The organism is Plesiomonas sp., from assembly GCF_051650925.1.
Classification (GTDB): domain Bacteria; phylum Pseudomonadota; class Gammaproteobacteria; order Enterobacterales; family CAMTGL01; genus Plesiomonas.
On the sequence record NZ_JBOFRH010000551.1, the window covers coordinates 1 to 1,865 of the forward strand.

The window sequence follows — 1,865 nt, forward strand, 5'->3', positions numbered from 1 at the left end:
AGCCACCTCATCCAACCCTGCGCCATACACCACTGCTGCGCGCTGAAAACCAAGCTCTTGCCACGTGTGTGCAATCGGCAGTAACAGGGTTGGGGAGTAAACTCCCATCAGCTGTACGGCAGGACGGGCAGGGTTTATCAGCGGGCCGAGCACATTAAAAAGGGTGCGGGTTTTGAGTTGCTGGCGAACGGGCATGGCATGGCGAACACCGCTGTGGTATTGCGGGGCAAATAGGAAGCAGACCCCAAGCTCATCAAGTGCAGCGCGTGAATCTTGTGCTGACATGTTGATATTGATATTGAGAGCCGCAAGTAAATCAGATGATCCGGTTAAGCTCGATACACTGCGGTTACCGTGTTTGGCAACATTAATGCCGCAACAGGCGGCAACAAATGCGCTGGCCGTCGAGATATTAATGGTGCTCGCACCATCACCGCCCGTACCCACAATATCGGCAAACGGATAGTCTGGGCGGGGGAACGGTTGGGCATTGTGCAGCAGAGCCGAGGCTGCACCGGCAATCTCTTGCGGCGTTTCACCTTTGATTTTCAGCGCGATCAAGATGGCGGCCAGTGGCACAGCCTCTATTTCACCCCGAATAATAGCGTCAAACAGGGTATGACTCTGCTCGCGCGAGAGCGCTTCTTGCCGAAACAGAGTATCAATAATGGCGCTGATCGTGGTATGCATCTGGATATCCTTTTCGCGTTGTGCTTGTCCGTTAACGTCTTGATCTTTTTGCCTGTTATCATTTTCAGGCTGACAGTATTTACTCGGTGTATTCCGCTTCAGCGTGATCATGGCAGGATAGAATAAATGGCTGCATAACCCAGCGTAATGTGTTCGCCAGTAATATCGCCCCTTGCGTGGTCAGAATAGATTCAGGATGAAATTGAAAGCCGCAAACCCGATCAGTATCCTGGCGAATCGCCATCGGGATCCCGTTATATTGAGCATTTACCACCAACTCGGCAGGAATGATCGAGCCAGCCAAAGAGTGGTAACGGGCTACCGGCAACGGTTGGGCTAAACCGGCAAACATGCCGCAGCCATCATGGGTGATGGCCGATGCTTTACCGTGCACAATTTCACCGGCACGACCAACATTGCCACCGTAAGCCTCAATCAGTGCCTGATGCCCCAGACAGATCCCAATCATCGGAATACGCCCTTTGAGTTCGGCAATCAATGCTGGCATACAACCGGCTTTTGCCGGTTCGCCAGGGCCGGGTGAGAGCACCACAATCGGGTTCTCAAGTGCAGCTAATGCTGCCGTAATTTGTGCAACACCGACACTGTTGCGGTAGACGGTGACATGGCAACCGAGCATCCGAAATTGGTCAACCAAGTTGTAGGTAAAAGAGTCAAAATTATCCAGCAGTACGATATTGATCGGCTGGCTATTGATAGGGGTAGATACGGGTGCCGATTCTGTTAGCATGCTGCTGACTCCGTGATCTGAAAATTATGGGCACGAATAATGGCTGATAATACGGCCTGCGCTTTAGTGCGGGTTTCATCAGCTTCTGCTTGCGGTATAGAGTCGTACACCACGCCAGCTCCGGCCTGCACATGGGCTATCTGGTTTTCAACATAGGCTGATCGAATCACGATACAGGTATCGAGATCACCGTGTCCGGTCATATAGCCCACTGCGCCGCCATAACTGCCGCGTTTTCGCTGCTCAGTTTCATAAATTAGCTGCATGGCACGTATTTTTGGTGCACCGGTAAGCGTGCCCATATTCATACTGGCCTGATAAGCGTGCAGCGCATCAAGATCGTAGCGTAATGTCCCGATAACCCGCGAAACCAAGTGCATGACGTGGGAATAGCGGTCAACGTGCAGCAGATCGGCCACGTAAC

General features: G+C 52.3%; 1 protein-coding gene and 1 pseudogene. Both read right to left on the reverse strand.

Annotated features, from left to right (window positions below):
- Positions 1-1,441 (reverse strand): annotated as a pseudogene (gene trpD / locus ACRC27_RS13165) (anthranilate phosphoribosyltransferase); the annotation flags it as partial.
- Positions 1,435-1,865, reverse strand: a 431-nt coding sequence (locus ACRC27_RS13170) for a chorismate-binding protein (RefSeq protein WP_438640082.1), incomplete at its 5' end; no start/stop codon positions are given. The pseudogene trpD and the gene ACRC27_RS13170, both read right to left, overlap by 7 nt.